The organism is Variovorax sp. Soil_C_39 (assembly GCF_057656815.1).
In genome coordinates this window covers 790,243-808,192 of sequence record NZ_JBDGJQ010000001.1, presented here as the reverse complement: position 1 = coordinate 808,192, position 17,950 = coordinate 790,243, and the positions used below count along the sequence as shown (strand labels likewise).

14 protein-coding genes are annotated in these 17,950 nt (G+C 67.6%); 8 read left to right on the top strand and 6 right to left on the bottom strand.

The window, feature by feature from the left end:
- Positions 1 to 49 precede the first annotated feature (49 nt).
- From AC3A6J_RS03855 to ugpB, 6 genes are all read right to left on the bottom strand, one after another.
- Positions 50 to 2,446 (bottom strand): DUF3772 domain-containing protein, encoded by a 2,397-nt coding sequence (locus tag AC3A6J_RS03855; RefSeq protein ID WP_487858571.1) that lies wholly within the window; start codon positions 2,444 to 2,446, stop codon positions 50 to 52.
- A gap of 43 nt (positions 2,447 to 2,489) precedes the next feature.
- The gene (gene ugpQ / locus AC3A6J_RS03850) at positions 2,490 to 3,233 is read right to left on the bottom strand and encodes a glycerophosphodiester phosphodiesterase (protein ID WP_487858570.1); all 744 of its coding nucleotides are present in this window, start codon (positions 3,231 to 3,233) and stop codon (positions 2,490 to 2,492) included.
- Positions 3,234 to 3,343: 110 nt separating this feature from the next.
- Entirely contained in the window at positions 3,344 to 4,351 is a 1,008-nt protein-coding gene (ugpC, locus tag AC3A6J_RS03845; protein WP_487858569.1) for a sn-glycerol-3-phosphate ABC transporter ATP-binding protein UgpC, read from the bottom strand.
- 62 nt (positions 4,352 to 4,413) lie between these two features.
- Positions 4,414 to 5,262 carry a sn-glycerol-3-phosphate ABC transporter permease UgpE gene (gene ugpE, locus AC3A6J_RS03840; protein ID WP_487858568.1) on the bottom strand — a complete coding sequence of 283 codons (849 nt, stop codon included), beginning with the start codon at positions 5,260 to 5,262 and terminating at the stop codon, positions 4,414 to 4,416.
- Between the two features lie 54 nt (positions 5,263 to 5,316).
- Positions 5,317 to 6,198: a sn-glycerol-3-phosphate ABC transporter permease UgpA gene (gene ugpA / locus AC3A6J_RS03835; RefSeq protein ID WP_487858567.1), complete on the bottom strand. Its 882-nt coding sequence runs from the start codon at positions 6,196 to 6,198 to the stop codon at positions 5,317 to 5,319.
- Positions 6,199 to 6,293: 95 nt separating this feature from the next.
- Positions 6,294 to 7,604, bottom strand: a complete 1,311-nt coding sequence (ugpB, locus tag AC3A6J_RS03830) for a sn-glycerol-3-phosphate ABC transporter substrate-binding protein UgpB (protein WP_487858566.1) — start codon at positions 7,602 to 7,604, stop codon at positions 6,294 to 6,296.
- Positions 7,605 to 7,832: 228 nt separating this feature from the next.
- Between ugpB and serA the strand changes: the two genes are divergently transcribed.
- The 8 genes from serA (at position 7,833) to ubiB (ending at position 17,941) form a co-directional block, all read left to right on the top strand.
- Positions 7,833 to 9,065 carry a phosphoglycerate dehydrogenase gene (gene serA / locus AC3A6J_RS03825; RefSeq protein ID WP_487858565.1) on the top strand — a complete coding sequence of 411 codons (1,233 nt, stop codon included), beginning with the start codon at positions 7,833 to 7,835 and terminating at the stop codon, positions 9,063 to 9,065.
- Between the two features lie 102 nt (positions 9,066 to 9,167).
- Positions 9,168 to 13,049: a DUF3683 domain-containing protein gene (locus AC3A6J_RS03820; protein ID WP_487858564.1), complete on the top strand. Its 3,882-nt coding sequence runs from the start codon at positions 9,168 to 9,170 to the stop codon at positions 13,047 to 13,049.
- The gene (locus tag AC3A6J_RS03815) at positions 13,046 to 13,486 is read left to right on the top strand and encodes an HIT family protein (protein ID WP_487858563.1); all 441 of its coding nucleotides are present in this window, start codon (positions 13,046 to 13,048) and stop codon (positions 13,484 to 13,486) included. The genes AC3A6J_RS03820 and AC3A6J_RS03815 overlap by 4 nt, the downstream gene beginning before the upstream one ends.
- Positions 13,486 to 13,902 (top strand): gamma-butyrobetaine hydroxylase family protein, encoded by a 417-nt coding sequence (locus AC3A6J_RS03810; RefSeq protein WP_487858562.1) that lies wholly within the window; start codon positions 13,486 to 13,488, stop codon positions 13,900 to 13,902. Before AC3A6J_RS03815 ends, AC3A6J_RS03810 begins: the two co-directional genes overlap by 1 nt.
- A 106-nt stretch (positions 13,903 to 14,008) precedes the next feature.
- Positions 14,009 to 14,740 (top strand): bifunctional demethylmenaquinone methyltransferase/2-methoxy-6-polyprenyl-1,4-benzoquinol methylase UbiE, encoded by a 732-nt coding sequence (gene ubiE / locus AC3A6J_RS03805; protein WP_487858561.1) that lies wholly within the window; start codon positions 14,009 to 14,011, stop codon positions 14,738 to 14,740.
- Positions 14,741 to 14,774: 34 nt separating this feature from the next.
- The gene (locus tag AC3A6J_RS03800) at positions 14,775 to 15,779 is read left to right on the top strand and encodes a Tim44 domain-containing protein (protein WP_487858560.1); all 1,005 of its coding nucleotides are present in this window, start codon (positions 14,775 to 14,777) and stop codon (positions 15,777 to 15,779) included.
- 48 nt (positions 15,780 to 15,827) lie between these two features.
- On the top strand, positions 15,828 to 16,379 hold the full coding sequence (locus tag AC3A6J_RS03795) for a ubiquinone biosynthesis accessory factor UbiJ (RefSeq protein ID WP_487858559.1): 552 nt from the start codon (positions 15,828 to 15,830) through the stop codon (positions 16,377 to 16,379).
- A complete protein-coding gene (gene ubiB, locus AC3A6J_RS03790; RefSeq protein WP_487858558.1) occupies positions 16,376 to 17,941 on the top strand; it encodes a ubiquinone biosynthesis regulatory protein kinase UbiB in 1,566 nt (521 codons plus the stop codon). Before AC3A6J_RS03795 ends, ubiB begins: the two co-directional genes overlap by 4 nt.
- The last annotated feature ends 9 nt before the right edge of the window (positions 17,942 to 17,950 follow it).

Sequence of the window (17,950 nt, the reverse complement as noted above, 5' to 3'; positions counted from 1 at the left end):
ATCAGCGCGGGCATTTGCCCGCTGCTCGGATGATCGGTGCGGCCTGCGCCTAGGCGGCGGGAGCTGCCGGTTCGGCCGGGGCGGCAGCCGGCGCCGGCATCGCCGCATAGGGCACCAGCGGGATCTGCGCCGCGTGCAGGCGCTCCAGGATGGTGAACAGCAGGTCGCTGCGCACGCCACCCGCCAGGCGCGGGCTGGAGACATAGGCGATGGCCTGGAACACGAGCAGGCCGCCTTCGATGCCTTCGAGCGTGAGCGAGGGCGCGGGCGTCTCCAGCACGCCTTCGTGTTCGCGGCAGGCCGTGAGGATCAGCTCGCGCACGCGCGCCGCGTCGGTGGTCAGCGGCAGCGGCAGGCGGATCAGCACCCGGCCCTCGGCATTGGCCAGCGTCATGTTGCGCACCGTCTTGGTGATGAACTCCGAGTTCGGCACGATCAGCGTCGAGCGGTCGCCGAGCTGGATCTCGGTGGCCCGCACGTTGATGCGCCGCACGTCGCCCTCGGTAGTGCCCAGCACGACCCAGTCGCCCACCTTCACCGGCTGTTCGGCGAGCAGGATCAGGCCCGAGATGAAGTTCTGCACGATCGCCTGCAGCCCGAAACCGATGCCGACCGAGAGCGCGCTCGCGACCCAGGCGATGCGTTCGATGCTGATGCCCAGCGCCGACAGCGAGAACGCGACCACGAGGATGCCGCCCACATAGCCCAGCAGCGTGGCGATCGAGCTCTGCATGCCGGGCTCGAAGCGGGTGCTCGGCAGGTAGCTCTGCGCGAGCCAGCGCTTGAAGACGCGCAGCACGACGAAGCCCAGGATCGCCACCGCGACCGCGCCCAGGATGGCGCCGGGCACGAGTTCGAACTCGCCCACCTTCACGCCCGAGCCGAACTTGCCGCTGCGCTGGAACACCTCGTCGGGGCCGGTGCCCAGCGGCGCCGCAAGCGCGATCAGCATGTAGAAGAACAGGCCGACGCGGCTCAGGCCCGACAGCACCGTGGCGGCCTGGTCCAGCGTCTGCGGTGCGAGCCCGAAGCTCTTCTGCAGCCGCTGGCCCATGGTGCTGCGTGACGACACGGTCGCCATGAACACGTCGTCGGCAAACTTGAACAGCACGTAGAAGGAGGCGGCGACGATGCCGGTCCAGGTCAGTTGCGAGGCCAGCAGGCTGGCGAGCGCCACATATCCGACGGCGAGCAGGACCCAGATCGCGACCATGACCGCGCCGATGCAGGCCACGAGCAGTCCGACCCAGATCGGCTGCTCCGGCAGGTCGGCACCTGGCGCGCGGTCGCGCAGCGTTCGCAGGCGAAGCAGCACGACGCCGACGAGCGCGGTCAGCGTCAGCGCCGTGACCACGTGGGTCGCCACCACGGCCGCGAAACTCGCGTCCACGACGGTATTGATCTCTGCGGGCGTCCATGCGACCGCGGCCACCAGCGCCACGAACCAGGGCAAAACGGCGAGGCGGCCGGCCACCGCGTCGGACATCGGCGGCAGCCGCCAGCTCGGCCGGCCGATGGCCAGCAGCGAACGTCCAAGCCCGACCACGAAGGCCATGAACACCAGCGCCTGTGCGAGCGAGTGCAGCGCCTTGCTCGCCTGCGGCGTCCAGGTCGCGTACTCCTCGAGCAGCCGCTCGACGCCGTACGCGGCCAGCGCCACGAGCAGCACGTGGCTGGCCACGATGGCGATCACCAGCAGCGAGCGCCGAAGCCGGCCCGCCGGCAGCAGCCGTGCGGCGAGCCGCGTGAGCAGGTGCTCGGCGGCCCAGGTCCCGAGCACGGCAAGCACCACGGCCAGCAGCAGCGCGCCGATCACCCCGGTGCGCGTGCCTTGCCCGGTCGCCTTCTCGAAGCCGTCGCGCAGGTCCGCGCCCAGGGCCTGCAGGCGCGCGATGTCGCCGGGCCATGCCCGCCGAAGATCACGCCAGAATTCGTCGCCCAGCGGCGAGGGGGCGCGCTCGGTGACCTGCGCCTCGAACAGCGCGCGGCGCTGGTCCACGAGTTCGGCGCCGCGCTGGCGTACGTCGATGGTCAGCAGGCGCGCCAGCCGGATGTCGGCATCGAGCGTGTTGCGCTCCTTCGTCAGGGTGGCGCGCTGGCGCGTGATGTCGGGGTCTTCGGTGGCGCCGGCCGCCGGCGGTTCGCCAAGCTCGCCGAGGCGGGCGTTGAGGTCGGCCAGCTCGGCGGTGCGGGCTGCCACGAACTTCTCGGCCTGGGCGCCGATCGCGTTGATCTGCGCCAGCTGATCGCGCAGGCTGCCATGGGCTTCGGGCGGGGCCTCGGTGATCCTCGTGAGCTGCGCGCGCATCTCGGGCACGCTCAGCTCGGGCTCGGGCGCCGCCATGGCGGCGGCGCCGCTGCCGGCAGGGTCGAGCTGCGCCAGCGCGGCGCCGCAAGACAGCAGGGCAGCCAGGCACAGCGCCAGCAGGCGGGAGGTCACGCTCATGGCCGCCATCATAGAAGGGCGGCGTGCCTGGCCGCGGCGGCGGTCAGCGGGCCGGGCTGAACAGGTCGACGCGGTCGGTGATGATCCCGTCGGTGCCCAGGTCGATGAGCCGCTGGGCGGCCCATTCGTCGTTGACGGTGTAGCTCAGCGTGCGCAGGCCGGCCGCCTGCACCCGGGCCACAGTGGCCGCGTCCCAGAGCGCATGGTTGCAGACCACCGCGGCGCAGCCGAGGCCGGTGGCGGTGTCGAACCAACCCTCTTGCAGCGTGTCGAGCAGCAGCCCGCGCGGCAGCTCGGGCGCCACGTCGCGCGCGGCGCGCAGCGATTCGGCCTGGAACGAGGTCAGGAGCGGCGCAACAGCCGCGCCCTGCCAGAGCCGTGCGGCTTCGCGCGCCACCGTTGCGCCGGTTTCCTGCTCGGTGCCCGGCGTGGGCTTGATCTCGATGTTGAGCAGGTAGCCATTGGCGAGGCAAAAGCGTGCGAGGTTCTCGAGCGTGGCGAGCGGCTCGCCCGCGAAAGCGCGCGAATGCCAGCCGCCGGCATCGAGCTGCGACAGCCCGCCCCAAGGCAGGTCGCCGCCAATGCCGTGGCCGCTGGTGGTGCGTTCGAGCGTGGCGTCGTGCATGAGGAAGGGCACGCCGTCGGCGCTGAGCTTGGCATCGCACTCGAACATGCGCCAGCCGTGCGCGGCACCGAGCCGGAAAGCGGCCAGCGTGTTCTCGGGTGCCAGCTTGCCCGCGCCGCGGTGGGCGATCCAGCGGGGATAAGGCCAGGGCGTAGCGTTCATTTTTGAGCGGGTCGTGGTGTTCATCCAGTGCACCCGTGGAACCGGCTCCGCCAGGCCACCGGGTGCGCACCCCCGTGGGGGGAGGCGCCGCAGGCGCTTCGGGGGGCGTCTTATTCAGCGCGCTTGCCGGAGCCAGCGTCGAACCAGTGCAGCTTGTCCTGCTGCGCCGCGATCCGGACCGTGTCGCCGGCCTTCGGCGGACGGTCGGCCTCGTCGGTGCGCATGATGATCTGCTCGTCGCCGATGCGGCCATACACCAGCCGCTCGGCGCCGAGCAGCTCGACCGACTCGACCTGCACGGACCAGCCGCTTTCGTCGAGCGTCAGGTGCTCGGGGCGGATGCCGAGGATCTGGCCGGGGCGCACGCCCGGCGCTTGCTTGAGCAGGTTCATCGGTGGCGAGCCGATGAAGCTCGCCACGAAGGTGGTGGCGGGCCGGTTGTAGACCTCTTCAGGCGTGGCGAACTGGTCCATCACGCCGCCGTTCATCACGATGATGCGCTGCGCGAGCGTCATGGCTTCGATCTGGTCGTGCGTGACGAACAGCGAGGTGATGCCGAGCTCGCGGTGCAGCTTCTGGATCTCGAGGCGGGTCTGCGCGCGCAGCTTGGCGTCGAGGTTCGACAGCGGCTCGTCGAACAGGAAGACCTTCGGCTCGCGCACGATCGCACGCCCCATGGCCACGCGCTGGCGCTGGCCGCCCGAAAGCTCGCGCGGCTTGCGCTCGAGCAGGTGGCCCAGCTCGAGGATCTTGGCGGCCTTGTCCACGCGCCGCTTGATCTCGTCGGTCGGCAGCCGCGCGATCTTCAGGCCGTAGGCCATGTTCTTGAACACGCTCATGTGCGGATAGAGCGCGTAGTTCTGGAACACCATGGCGATGTCGCGCTCGGAAGGTTCGAGCTGGTTCACCACGCGGTCGCCGATGGCGATGTCGCCGGCCGAGATCTCCTCGAGGCCGGCCACCATGCGCAGCAGCGTGGACTTGCCGCAACCCGAGGGCCCGACGATGACGACGAATTCGCCCTTGTTCACCTCGGCCGAGACGCCGTGGATGACCTGGTTGGCCTTGGCGCCCTTGCCGTAGCGCTTGATGACGTTGCGAAAGGAAATGGCTGACATGTTGTCTTGTTCTTGGGCTTAAGAGGTGATCTGCTTGTATGCGGTGGGCGTCGGGCGTGGGTTCACTTCTCGGTGTCCACGAGGCCCTTGACGAACCAGCGCTGCATCAGCACCACCACGAGCGCCGGAGGGATCAGCGCGAGGATTGCGGTGGCCATCACGAGGTTCCAGTCGACCGCGGCGTCGCCCGAGGCGATCATGCGTTTGATGCCGATCACCACCGGGTACATGTCTTCGCTCGTGGTGGCGAGCAGCGGCCACAGGTACTGGTTCCAGCCGTAGATGAACTGGATCACGAAGAGCGCGGCGATCGAGGTCTGCGACAGCGGCACCAGGATGTCCTTGAAGAAGCGCATCGGCCCCGCGCCGTCCATCCGCGCGGCCTCGACGAGTTCGTCGGGCACCGAAAGGAAGAACTGCCGGAACAGGAAGGTCGCGGTGGCCGAGGCGATCAGCGGAATGGTCAAACCCGCATAGGTGTTGAGCATGTTCAGGTCGGCCAGCACCTTGTAGGTGGGCAGGATGCGCACCTCCACCGGCAGCATCAGCGTGACGAAGATCATCCAGAACACGAGCTTCTTGAACGGGAACTTGAAGTACACGATGGCGAAGGCCGAAAGCAGCGAGATCGCGATCTTGCCGAAGGCGATGACCAGCGCCGTGACCAGGCTGATCCACATCATGCGGCCCACCACCACGCGCGCGCCCTGCGTCTCGGTGCCCATGAGCGCGGCGGTGTAGTTTTCGACCATGTGCGCGCCCGGCACCAGCGGCATCGGCACGCGCAGGATCTCGTCGCGCGTGTGGGTCGAGGCCACGAAGGCGAGGTAGATGGGAAAGGCCACGATGGCGATGCCGAGGATCAGCACCACGTGCGAGAGGACGGTCAGGCCGGGCCGGCGTTCAACCATGGCGGATGCTCCGGAAGAAGAAAGAAGAAGAAATGGGGAAAGGAGGATGCGCCATCAGTACTGGACCTTCTTCTCGATGTAGCGGAACTGCACCACGGTGAGTACGACCACGATCACCATCAGCACCACCGACTGCGCGGCCGAGCCGCCCAGGTCGAGCGCCCGGAAGCCGTCGTGCCAGACCTTGTAGACCAGGATCGCGGTGTCGCGGCCCGGACCGCCTTCGGTGGTGGCATGCACGATCGCGAAGGTGTCGAAGAAGGCATACACGATGTTGATCACCAGCAGGAAGAAGGTGGTCGGCGACAGCAGCGGAAACTGGATGGTGAGGAAGCGGCGAAGCGGACCGGCGCCGTCGATGGCGGCGGCCTCGATCAGGGACTTCGGAATCGATTGCAGCCCGGCCAGGAAGAACAGGAAGTTGTAGGAGATCTGCTTCCAGATCGCGGCCACCACGATCAGCGACAGCGCGTGGTTGGAATTGAGCAGGTGGTTCCATTCCATGCCCATGTGGCGCAGGCCGTAGCTCACCACGCCGATGCTCGGCGAGAACATGAACACCCACAGCACGCCCGCGATGGCCGGCGCTACCGCGTACGGGATGATCAGGAAGGTCTTGTAGAACAGCGAACCGCGCAGGATGCGGTCGGCAAAGATCGCGAGCATCAGCGACAGCGCGATGCCGATGCCGGCCACCAGCACCGAGAACAGCGCCGTGACCTTGAACGACTCGACGTACGCCGGGTCGTCGAACAGGGTCTCGAAGTTCTCCAGACCGACGAAGACGGTGGAGGTGCCGAACGCGTCCTCGGTCTGCAGCGACTGCCAGATGGCCTGGCTCGCGGGCCAGAAGAAGAACACCAGGATCACCGCCATCTGCGGCGCGATCAAAAGCCATGGCAACCATGCCGACCGGAATAGAACGCGTTTTTCCATAACCCCTCGAATCCCTCAAAAAACGAAACGCCCGCCCCACGGCTTTTGCAGTGGCGGGCGGGCGAGTCTACTTCGGCGCTGGAGCCGAACGGTGCTCAGCCTTTATTTGCCTTCTGGAAGCGCTCGAGCTGTTCGTTGCCGCGCTTCACGGCGGCGTCGAGCGCCTCCTTGGCGCTGCGCTTGCCGCTCCAGATCTGCTCGGTTTCCTCGTCGATGATGGTGCGGATCTGCACGAAGTTGCCCAAGCGCACGCCGCGCGACTTGTCGGTGGTCTTGCGGATCATCTGCGTCACCGCCACGTCGGTGCCCGGCTTTTCCTTGTAGAAGCCCGAGGCGTCGGTCAATTTGTAGGCGGCGGTGGTGATCGGCAGGTAGCCGGTGCGCTTGTGGCTTTCGGACTGCACCTTCGTGTCGGACAGGAAGGTGAAGAAGCTGGCAATGCCCTTGTAGTGGTCGGCCGGCTTGCCCGACATGACCCAGAGGCTGGCGCCGCCGATCACGGTGTTCTGCGGCGCGCCCTTCACGTCGGGATAGTAGGGCATGGTGGAGATGCCGTACTTGAACTTGGCGTCCTTGGCCACGCGTGCGTAGAGGCCTGACGAGGCGGTCATCATCGCGCACTCGCCCGAGGGGAAGGCGGCGTCGCCGGTGTTGTTGCGGCCCTTGTAGACGAAGGTGCCGTCCTTCGACATCTTGGCCAGGTTCTCGAAGTGCTTCACATGCAGTGGCGAGTTGAAGGCCAGGCGCGCCGAGGTGCCGCCGAAGCCGTTGTTCTGCGTCGCGTAGAGCGTGTTGTGCCAGGCCGAGAAGCTCTCGAGCTGCGTCCAGCTCATCCAGCTGGTGGTGAACGGGCACTTGTGGCCGCTCGCCTTGAGCTTGTCGGCCGCGGCCATCACTTCGGGCCAGGTGGTGGGGGCCTTCTCGGGGTCGAGCCCAGCCGCCTTGAAGGCGTCCTTGTTGTAATAGAAGATGGTCGTCGAGCTGTTGAGCGGGAAGCTCAGCATCTGGCCGTTCGCGGCGGTGTAGTAGCCCGACACGGCGGGCACGTAGACGCTGGGGTCGAACTTGACGCCGCCCGAACTCATCACTTCGCCCACTGGCTTGATCGCGCCCTTGGAGGCCATCATGGTGGCGGTGCCGACTTCGAACACCTGCAGGATGTCGGGCGCATTGCCGGCGCGGAACGCGGCGATCGCGGCGGTCATCGACTCGTCGTACTGGCCCTTGTAGGTCGGCACGATCTTGTAGTCCTTCTGGCTGTCGTTGTATTGCTTGGCGAGGTCGTTGACCCATTCGCCGAGCGGACCGCTCATGGAATGCCACCACTGGATCTCGGTCTGGGCATGGGCCGGGAAGGCCAGCGTGGCGGCCAGCGCCGACGTGGCGGCGAGCAATTGAAAACGCATCAAGGAAGACTCCTGTGGAATAAAAGCAAAGCGCGGATGCTAGGCGATCCGTGTGACATTCGGCACACATTGGCGCACGGACGGGCGCCATCGTCCAACCGGGAAAACCCCTTTGGCGCCAAGCGGCCCCGCGGCGCCGGCCGTCGTGCTGCGCTGCACCATGCTAGGATCGTTTTCCCCTTTTTCGGCCTAGCCTGTTGCCGTGGCCGGGGCATTCGCGAGCACGCCATGACGAGCAAGACCTCCCTCGAAAAAAGCCGGATCAAGTTCCTTTTGCTCGAAGGCATCCATCCTTCGGCCGTGGAGGTGCTGCGCGGCGCGGGCTATTCCCAGATCGAGGCGCTGCCCGGCGCGCTGCCCGACGCGGAACTCAAGGCCAAGATCGCCGACGTGCATTTCCTCGGCATCCGCTCGCGCACCCAGTTGACCGCCGAGGTCTTCGCCGCGGCACAGAAGCTGGTGGCTGTGGGCTGCTTTTGCATCGGCACCAACCAGGTCGACCTCGAAGCCGCGCGCGAGCATGGTGTGGCGGTGTTCAATGCGCCGTATTCCAACACCCGTTCGGTGGCCGAACTCGTGCTCGCCGAGGCGATCCTCCTCTTGCGCGGCGTGCCCGAGAAGAGCGCGGTGGCGCACCGCGGCGGCTGGCTCAAGTCGGCCGAGGACGCCTACGAGATCCGCGGCAAGACGCTTGGCATCGTGGGCTACGGCTCCATCGGCGCTCAGCTGTCGGTGCTGGCCGAGGGGCTGGGCATGCAGGTGGCGTTCTACGACGTGACCGCCAAGCTGCCGTTGGGCAATGCGCGCCAGGTGCGCGACCTGCACCAGCTGCTGGCCCAGAGCGACATCGTGACGCTGCACGTGCCCGAGACGCAGGCCACGCAGTGGATGATCGGCGCGGCGGAAATCGCCGCCATGAAGCCCGGCGCGATCCTGATCAACGCCTCGCGCGGCACGGTGGTCGAGATCGAGCCGCTGGCCGAGGCCCTGAAGCAGAAGAAGCTGCTGGGCGCCGCCATCGACGTGTTCCCGGTCGAGCCGCGCAGCAACAAGGACGAGTTCCAGTCGCCGCTGCGCGGGCTCGACAACGTCATCCTCACGCCGCACATCGGCGGCTCGACCATGGAGGCGCAGGCCAACATCGGCCTCGAGGTGGCGGAAAAGCTCGTGAAGTACAGCGACAACGGCACCTCGACTTCGTCCGTCAACTTTCCCGAGGTGGCGCTGCCGGCGCATGCCGGCAAGCACCGGTTGCTGCACATCCACCGCAACGTGCCGGGCGTGCTGTCGGAGATCAACAAGATCTTTTCGGACAACGGCATCAACATCTCCTCGCAGTTCCTGCAGACCAACGAGAAGATCGGCTATGTGGTCATGGACATCGACGCCACCCATTCCGACCTGGCGCTGGGCAAGCTGGCGAAGGTGCCCGGCACGATCCGCAGCCGCGTCCTGTTCTGAGCGGGGGCATGGCCCGCCGGCCGGCAGGGTGCCGGGGCCTGCCCTAAAATCCCACCCCCGGCTATATGGGCGCGCAGCGCCTGGCCGAGGTGCCACCCCCCGATGAATGCTCCGACCGCGTTGACCACGCTGTTGTCGCAGGCCGCAGAGCCTGCACGACTGCGCGAGATCCCCTACAACTACACCAGCTTCTCCGACCGGGAGATCGTGATCCGCCTCTTGGGCGAGCGCGGCTGGGAATTGCTGCAGACCCTGCGCGCCGAGCGCCGCACTGGGCGGTCGGCGCGCATGCTGTACGAAGTGCTCGGCGACATCTGGGTGGTCCAGCGCAATCCCTACCTGGTCGACGACCTGCTCGACAACCCGCGCCGGCGCGGCCAGCTGGTCGATGCGCTCAAGCACCGCCTGGGCGAAGTCCAGAAGCGCCGCACGCCCGACAGCGACATGCCGCGCGATCAGCTCGTGGGCGAACTCACCGCGCTGGTCGGCGAGGCGGTGGCCGCCTTCGACACCGCCTTCCGCGACGTGGCCGCGCTGCGCCGCAGGGCGACGCGGGTGCTGGGCCGGCTGACCGCGAAGGACAACATCAAGTTCGACGGCCTGTCGCGCGTGTCGCACGTCACCGACGCCACCGACTGGCGCGTCGAGTACCCGTTCGTGGTGCTGTGCCCCGACACCGAGGCCGAGATGGCGCTGCTGGTCAAGGGCTGCATCGAGCTCGGCCTGACCATCATCCCGCGCGGCGGCGGCACCGGCTACACCGGCGGCGCCATCCCGCTCACGTGGAAGAGCGTGGTCATCAACACCGAGAAGCTCGAGGCCATGACCGAGGTCGAGCACGTGGCGCTGCCGGGGCTCGACGCCCCCGTGCCTACCATCTGGACCGAGGCCGGCGTGGTCACGCAGCGCGTGGCCGATGCGGCCGAGCGCGCGGGCTACGTGTTCGCGGTCGATCCGACGTCGGCCGAGGCTTCGTGCGTCGGCGGCAACGTCGCCATGAACGCCGGCGGCAAGAAGGCCGTGCTCTGGGGCACCGCGCTCGACAACCTGGCCGCCTGGCGCATGGTCACGCCCGACGCCGAATGGCTCGAGGTCACGCGCATCGGCCACAACCTGGGCAAGATCCACGATGCCGAAAGCGCCGTGTTCGAGCTGCAGTACTTTGCCGCCGACGGCCGCACGCCGCTGCGCACCGAGCGCCTCGAGATCCCGGGCCGCACCTTCCGCAAGGAAGGCCTCGGCAAGGACGTGACCGACAAGTTCCTCTCGGGGCTGCCGGGCATCCAGAAGGAGGGCTGCGACGGCCTCATCACCAGCTGCCGCTGGGTGGTGCACAAGATGCCCGCGCACACGCGCACCGTGTGCCTCGAGTTCTTCGGCAATGCGAAGGACGCGGTGCCGAGCATCGTCGAGATCAAGGACTTCATGTTCGCCGAGCAAAAGCGCTCGGGCGTGCTGCTGGCGGGCCTGGAGCACCTCGACGACCGCTACCTGAAAGCCGTGGGCTACGCCACCAAGTCCAAAAAGCACGGCGGCCTCCCGAAGATGGTGCTGTTCGGCGACATCGCGGGCGACGACGCCGACGCGGTGGCGCGCGTCACCTCGGAAGTGGTGCGCATCGCCAATTCGCGCAGCGGCGAAGGCTTCGTCGCCATCAGCCCCGAGGCGCGCAAGAAGTTCTGGCTCGACCGCAAGCGCACCGCAGCCATCAGCCGCCACACCAACGCCTTCAAGATCAACGAAGACGTGGTGATCCCGCTGCCGCGCATGGCCGAGTACAGCGACGGCATCGAGCGCATCAACATCGAGCTGTCGCTGCAGAACAAGCTCGCGCTGACGGACGCGCTCGAGGCCTTCCTGCTGCGTGGCAACCTGCCGCTGGGCAAGAGCGACGACGCGCACGAGATTCCCGCCGCCGAGCTGCTCGAAGACCGCGTGGCGCAGGCCGTGACGCTGGTGCAGGAGGTGCGTACGCGCTGGGCCGGCTGGCTGCGCGAGGTGGACGTGCTCTTTCCGCAGCTGCAGGACCACAGCCTGCGCGCGAGCTGGAAGACCCAGCTGCGCCAGCCACTGCAGGAGATCTTTGCCGGCGCCGAGTTCGCGCCGATCGTGGCCGAATGCGTGGCCATCCACCAGCGCGTGCTCAAGGGCCGCGTCTGGGTAGCGCTGCACATGCATGCGGGCGACGGCAACGTGCACACCAACATTCCTGTCAACAGCGACAACTACGACATGCTGCAGACCGCGCATGCCGCGGTGGTGCGCATCATGGCGCTGGCGCGCAGCCTCGACGGCGTGATCTCGGGCGAGCACGGCATCGGCATCACCAAGCTCGAGTTCCTGAGCGACGAGGAACTCGCGCCGTTCATGGACTACAAGCGGCGCGTCGACCCCGAAGGCCGCTTCAACAAGGGCAAGCTGCTGCGCGCGCCCGCGGGGCAGCCGGCCGAAGAACTGCATGCCGACCTGACCAATGCCTACACGCCGAGCTTCGGCCTGATGGGGCACGAGTCGCTGATCATGCAGCAGAGCGACATCGGCGCGATCGCCGACAGCGTGAAGGACTGCCTGCGCTGCGGCAAGTGCAAGCCGGTGTGCGCCACACACGTGCCGCGCGCCAACCTGCTGTACAGCCCGCGCAACAAGATCCTCGCGACCTCGCTGTTGGTGGAAGCCTTCCTCTACGAGGAGCAGACGCGCCGCGGCATCAGCATCAAGCACTGGGAAGAGTTCGAGGACGTGGCCGACCACTGCACCGTGTGCCACAAGTGCCTCACGCCGTGCCCGGTGAAGATCGACTTCGGCGACGTGTCGATGAACATGCGCAACCTGCTGCGCAAGATGGGGCAGAAGAGCTTCCGTCCCGGCAATGCGGCCGCGATGTTCTTCCTTAACGCGACCAATCCGCAGACCATCAAGGCGGTGCGTGCCGGCATGGTGGGCATCGGCTTCAAGGCCCAGCGCCTGGCCAACGACCTGCTGCGCGGCCTGGCCCGCAGGCAGACCGCGGCGCCGCCGGCCACGCTCGGTCCGGCGCCGGTCAAGGAGCAGGTGATCCACTTCATCAACAAGAAGATGCCGGGCAACCTGCCCAAGCAGACGGCGCGCGCGCTGCTCGACATCGAAGATGCCGACTACGTGCCGATCATCCGCGACCCGAAGACGACCACGACGGAGACCGAGGCGGTGTTCTACTTTCCGGGTTGCGGCTCGGAGCGCCTGTTCTCGCAGGTCGGGCTCGCCACGCAGGCGATGCTCTGGCATGCGGGCGTGCAGACGGTGCTGCCGCCGGGCTACCTGTGCTGCGGCTACCCGCAGCGCGGCAGCGGGCAGTTCGACAAGGCCGAGAAGATGATCACCGACAACCGGGTGCTCTTCCACCGCGTGGCCAACACGCTCAACTACCTCGACATCAAGACGGTGGTGGTGAGCTGCGGTACCTGCTACGACCAGCTGCAGGGCTACCAGTTCGACAAGATCTTCCCGGGCTGCCGCATCATCGACATCCACGAGTACCTGCTCGAGAAGGGCATCACGCTGGCCGATGCAGGCGGCGGCGGCTACCTGTACCACGACCCGTGCCACTCGCCGATGAAGCTGCAGGACCCGATGAAGACGGTGAAGGCGCTGGTCGGCGACAACGTGCTCAAGAACGACCGCTGCTGCGGCGAGTCGGGCACGCTGGGCGTGTCGCGGCCCGACATCTCCACGCAGATCCGCTTCCGCAAGGAGGAAGAGCTCAAGAAGGGCGAGGCCGCGCTGCGCGACAGCGGCCAGGTCGGCGCCCAGGACAACGTGAAGATCCTCACCAGCTGCCCGAGTTGCCTGCAGGGCCTCTCACGCTACGGCAACGACCTGAACAACGGCCTGCTCGAGGCCGACTACATCGTGGTCGAGATGGCGAACAAGCTGCTGGGCAGCGACTGGATGCCGCAGTACGTGGCGGCTGCGAACCAGGGCGGGATCGAACGGGTGCTGGTGTGACCGCCGCAGCGGGCTGCCCGCTCTGCGACGGCCCGGGCGGCCGCATCGTGTTCGAAGGCGCCAGGCTGCGCGTCATCCATGCCGACGAGCCGGGCTTCCCGGCCTTCTACCGCGTGGTATGGCGGGCGCACGTGGCGGAGTTTTCCGACCTGTCGGCGGCCGACCGCGTGTTGTGCATGGAGGCGGTGGCGCTCGTCGAGCAGTGCCTGCGCGACCACCTGGCGCCGGCCAAGGTCAACCTGGCGGCGCTCGGCAACATGGTGGCGCACCTGCATTGGCACGTGATCGCACGCTTTGCCGACGACACGCATTTTCCAGCCCCGGTCTGGGCGCCGGCGCAGCGCGCGAGCGATCGGGCCCGCGAGGCGGACCTGGCCGCGCGCCTGGCCGCACTCGAGGCTGCGATGATGGCGCAACTGGCTACAAGGAGTTTCTGATGGCAGGTTTGCAAGCCGGCGCACCGACGCCGACATCGATCACCGTGCACGGCCAGTCGCGCGTGCTGGAGGTCGCCTTCTCCGACGGCGCGAGCTTCCGGATCCCGTTCGAGCTGATGCGCATCTATTCGCCCTCCGCCGAGGTGCAGGGCCATGGCCCGGGCGAGGAGGTCCTGCAGACCGGCAAGCGTAATGTCGAACTGGCCGACCTGAAGCCGGTGGGTAACTATGCGGTGCAGCCGGTCTTCAGCGACGGCCACGACACGGGCATCTTCTCGTGGAACCTGCTCTACGAGCTCGGTGCCAACGAGGCGCAACTCTGGGCCGAGTACGAACGCCGGCTTGCCGCAGCGGGCGTCGACCGCGATGCGCCGATGCCCGACAAGGGCGGCGGCTCCGCCTGCGCAAGCCATTGAGCGCGGCGCGTGCCGGGCGCTTCCGATGGAAGAAAAAAGCAACAAATCCCCCGGGTTCGAAGGGTCGGCGGCTTGAGGTGAGTGCTTCCGCCCTAACATCAGGCGGATGAGCACCACCCATTTCGGCTTCGAGAAGGTCGACGAAAGCGAAAAGGCGCAGCGCGTGCGCGGCGTCTTCGACTCCGTGGCGTCGCGTTACGACCTCATGAACGACCTCATGTCGGCGGGGCTGCACCGCGCATGGAAGGCCTACACCGTGATGGTGGCCAACGTCGGCGAAGGCTCGCGCGTGCTCGACATCGCGGGCGGCACCGGCGATCTCGCGCTGGCTTTCTCGAAGAAGGTGGGCGCGAGCGGGCAGGTGGTGCACACCGACATCAACGAAGCCATGCTCCGCACCGGCCGCGACCGGCTGCTCGATGCGGGCGTGGCGCTGCCCACGATGGTTTGCGACGCCGAGAAGCTGCCTTTCCCCGACGACCACTTCGACGTGGTCACCGTGGCCTTCGGCCTGCGCAACATGACGCACAAGGACGCGGCGCTCAAGGAAATGAACCGCGTGCTCAAGCCGCGCGGCAAGCTGCTGGTGCTCGAGTTCTCGAAGGTTGCCAAGCCGCTGGCCAAGGCCTACGACTGGTATTCGTTCAATGTGCTGCCGCGCCTGGGCAAGCTGGTGGCGGGCGACGACGCCAGCTACCGCTACCTGGCCGAATCGATCCGGATGCATCCGGCGCAGGAAGAGCTCAAGACCCTCATGAAAGAGGGCGGTTTTGGGCATGTGGATTATCACAACATGACGGGGGGCGTGGCCGCCCTTCATGTTGGAATCAAGTGTTGATCTGGCGAATACTTCGCTCGAAAGAGGAGACGAGATGAAAAGTTTGAGTTCTTTGTTCCTGGCTGCCGCGCTGGTTCTGGTCAGCGTGCAGGCGGATGCCGCGCGCATGGGCGGCGGCAAGTCGTTCGGGCGCCAGTCGTCCGGCGTGACGCAGCGCCAGTCCACGCCGCCGGCGGCGCCTGCGCAGCAGAACGCGAACGCCGCGACGCCCAAGCCCGCGACGCCCGCTGCGGCGGCGCCGAAGCGCCCCTGGGGCGCCATGCTCGGCGGCCTGGCCGCCGGCCTGGGCCTGGCCTGGCTCGCGAATTCGCTCGGCCTCGGCGCCGGCTTTGCCAACATCCTGCTGATCGCGCTGCTCGCGATGGCGGCGCTGTTCGTCTGGCGGATGTTCAAGGCGCGCTCGGCAGCAGCGCCCGCGTCAGGCCGCCGTGGCGGCTTCGCGTTCGAAGGTGCGGGCGGTCCCGCAAACCCGGGCGCGCCGGCACAGTACAGCCCGGCCAACGTCGGCAACGACGCCTCGGCGCGTCCCTGGGAGCGCAACACCGCTGCCTTCGACGCCTCGCCGGCCCATGGCAGCAGCCTTTCCGCGGCAGGCGCCGCAGCGGGCGGCAGCATGATCGGCTCGGCGCTCGCGGGTTCGCAGAGCTGGGGCATTCCGGCCGGCTTCGACGTCGACGGCTTCCTGGCCGCCGCCAAGCGCAACTTCGTGACGCTGCAGGACGCCTGGGACCGTGCCGACGTGACCATGCTGCGCTCGATGATGACCGACGAGATGGTCGAGGAGATCCGCACCCAGCTGGCGGACCGTGCAAGCCACACGGGCGGCGCATCGAACAAGACCGAGGTCGTGATGCTCGATGCCAAGCTGCTCGGCATCGAGGAACTGGCCGACGTCTACATGGCGAGCGTGGAGTTCTCGGGCATGATCCGCGAGGACGCCTCGGCCGGTCCGGGCCCGTTCCGCGAAGTCTGGAACATGACCAAGCCGACCAGCGGCACCGGCGGCTGGCTGGTTGCGGGCGTCCAGGCGCTGCAGTAGGCGCATTCCGGCGGTCGCGAGACCGCCTGCTGAACCGATAATGGGGACATGGCCACACCATCGTCCCCATTTTCTTTTCTCGGCGATCTCTTCAACCGCATCGGCGAGCGCCTGCAGCCGCCCGCCTGGGCGGTGCACGAGATCCAGCACCGCGCGGTGCTGTTTCTCAATCATGTGCTGCAGCAGGAGCCCGAAGCCCAGCAGCGGCTGCTGCGGCAGCAGGGGCGCGTGGTGCGCTTCCAGTGGCGCTTCGTGACCATGGAGCTGGTGGCCACGCCGGCCGGCCTGCTCGACCTCGCGCCGCCGGGCTCGGTGCCCGAGCTCACGCTCACCGTCACCGACGAATCCCCGTTCGACCTGGCCCGTGCCACGCTGCGCGGCGACAAGCCCGCGGTGCAGATCGTCGGTGACGTGCAGCTCGCGGCCGAGGTCAACTGGCTGGTCGACCACGTGCGCTGGGACGTCGAAGACGATCTCGCCCGCGTGATCGGCGATGTGCCGGCGCACACCGTGGCCGAGGGCGCACGCCGCGTCGCCGGCGCGCTGCGCCAGTTCGCCTCGGGCGCACGCCCCGGCCCGCAGGCGGGCAAGGCCGAATGAGGCGCTTCTATCGCGGTTTCGTCATCGTCTGGGTCGCGCTGCGCTACGGCCTCGACGAGCTCGTGCTCACGAGCTTCCAGAAGCCGTGGCTGCGCGTCGTGGCGCGCGTGGTCTCGATCGGCCGCAACCTCGATGCGCCGCGCGGCCAGCGGCTGCGCGAGGCGCTCGAGCGGCTGGGCCCGATCTTCGTCAAGTTCGGCCAGGTGTTGTCGACCCGCCGCGACCTGCTGCCGCCCGACATCGCCGACGAACTCGCCTTTCTCCAGGACCGGGTGCCGCCGTTCCCGTCGTCGGTGGCCATTGCCACGATCGAGCGGGCCTTCCGCCGGCCGGTGAGCGACGTGTTCGTGCAGTTCGACGAGACGCCGGTGGCGAGCGCGTCGATCGCGCAGGTGCATTTCGCCACCATCCGCACCAGCACCGGCGAGGTGCGCGAGGTGGCCGTCAAGGTGCTGCGTCCCAGCATGCAGGGGGTGATCGAGAAGGACCTCGCGCTCATGGCCATGATGGCCGGCTGGGTCGAGGGCCTGTCGGCCGACGGCAAGCGGCTGAAGCCGCGCGAGGTGGTGGCCGAGTTCGACAAGTACCTGCACGACGAGCTCGACCTGGTGCGCGAGGCGGCCAATGCCGCCCAGCTGCGGCGCAACATGGCCTCGCTCGAGCTGGTGCTGATCCCCGAGATGTTCTGGGACTTCTGCCATCCCGAGGTGATCGTGATGGAGCGCATGAACGGCGTGCCGATCGCCCAGCTCGACCGCCTGCGCGCGGCCGGCGTCGACATTCCCAAGCTCGCGCGCGACGGCGTCACCATCTTCTTCACCCAGGTGTTCCGCGACGGCTTCTTCCACGCCGACATGCACCCGGGCAACATCCAGGTGAGCCTGGCGCCCGAGACCTTCGGCCGCTACATCTCGCTCGACTTCGGGATCATCGGCACGCTGACGGAGTCGGACAAGGAATACCTCGCGCAGAACTTCGTGGCCTTCTTCCGACGCGACTACAAGCGCGTGGCCGAACTGCACCTCGAAAGCGGCTGGGTGCCCGAAGGCACGCGCATCGATGAACTCGAGGCGGCGATCCGCACCGTCTGCGAGCCGTACTTCGACCGCCCGCTGAAAGAGATATCCCTCGGCATGGTTCTGATGCGGCTGTTCCAGACTTCGCGCCGGTTCCACGTCGAGATCCAGCCGCAGCTGGTGCTGCTGCAGAAGACGCTGCTCAACATCGAGGGGCTGGGCCGCCAGCTCGACCCCGAACTCGACCTTTGGCACACCGCCAAGCCCTTTCTCGAGAAGTGGATGGTCGACCAGATCGGGCCGAAGAAGCTGTTCCAGCAGCTGCGGGCCGAGGCGCCGCGCTACGCGAAACTGCTGCCGCAGCTGCCGCGCCTGCTGCACGAGTACCTCGAGAATCGGGCGCCCGACCATCGCCGCGAGCTGCTCGAACTGCTGGCCGCGCAGAAGCGCACCAACCGGCTGCTGCAGGCCATCATCTACGGTGGCATGGGATTTGTATTGGGGTTGCTCGCCATGCAGGTGCTGGTGCGCGTGAAATTGTTCTAGAGGAGAGAG